Origin of the sequence: Massilia genomosp. 1, assembly GCF_011682185.1 — a bacterium.
GTDB lineage: Bacteria > Pseudomonadota > Gammaproteobacteria > Burkholderiales > Burkholderiaceae_D > Telluria_A > Telluria_A rubra.
In genome coordinates this window covers 1-1,120 of record NZ_WHJF01000302.1, presented here as the reverse complement: position 1 = coordinate 1,120, position 1,120 = coordinate 1, and the positions used below count along the sequence as shown (strand labels likewise).

General features: G+C 60.5%; 1 protein-coding gene. It reads left to right on the top strand.

The features are described from left to right. Window positions 1-1,041 (top strand): IS3 family transposase (locus tag F1735_RS33740; RefSeq protein WP_167241385.1); only part of this gene is annotated, 1,041 nt, incomplete at its 5' end. Window positions 1,042-1,120: the final 79 nt, after the last annotated feature.

Genomic DNA, 1,120 nt, shown 5'->3' with positions numbered 1-1,120 from the left:
TTGGTGGCCGAGGCGGTCGTTGCCGGAGCGAGCCAGTGGCGGGCCTGCGAGGTGATTACGCTGAGCGAGCGGACCTTGCAGCGCTGGCAGAACGATAAGGCTGAGGGCGCTTGTGATCGGCGGCCGTCTCGGGTGCAGACGCCCAAGAACCGACTGAGCGAGCTGGAACGCCAGCGCGTGCTGGCGATCGCCAACTCTCCCGAATTCGGCCACCTACCGCCAAGCCAGATCGTGCCACGCCTGGTCGATCAGGGTGAGTACATCGCCTCGGAATCGACCTTCTATCGCGTGCTGAAAGCGGCCAATCAGCTCCAGCATCGCGGTGCCGAAAAGCCAGCGAAACCGCGCCACAAGCCGCGTGCGCTGGTGGCAACGGCACCGGGCCAGCTGTTTAGCTGGGACATCACCTATCTGCCAACGCCGGTCATGGGGATCTACTTCTATCTGTACCTGTTCATGGATATCTACAGCCGCAAGATCGTCGGCTGGCAGGTCTATGAAACGGAAAGCAGCGAGCTGGCCAGCGAGGTTATGCGCGATATTTGTGTACGCGAAAACATCGCGCCAAAACAGGTGGTGCTGCACTCCGATAACGGCAGTCCGATGAAGGGTGCCACCATGCTTGCAACGCTGCAAAAGCTCGGCGTCGTCCCATCGTTCAGTCGGCCCGCGTGCAGCAATGACAACCCCTTCAGCGAAAGCCTCTTCAAAACGCTCAAGTACCGACCAGCCTACCCGCAGGGCTCATTCGAAAGCCTCATGGCCGCAAGACAGTGGGTCGGCACGTTCGTGCGTTGGTATAACGAGGAGCACCGTCACAGCGCCATCCAATTCGTTACGCCGGCACAGCGTCACGCGGGCCTGGACGGCGCGCTGCTGCGCAAACGCGCCGAGGTCTATGAAGCGGCCAAGGCCGCGCGCCCGGAGCGCTGGAGTGGCGATACGCGAAGCTGGGCGCCAGTGACGACTGTACACCTCAATCCCGAAAAAAGCGTCCGGAGCGTGTCAAACTATTTGAGACAGTATTTACAGATTGTTTAGGGAGCATTCTTCGGTCTGCTCGTTGGTGCCAATGTCCATTTTGGGCATGTTGATTCCGGCTTCGGTTGGCAGAGCCGGC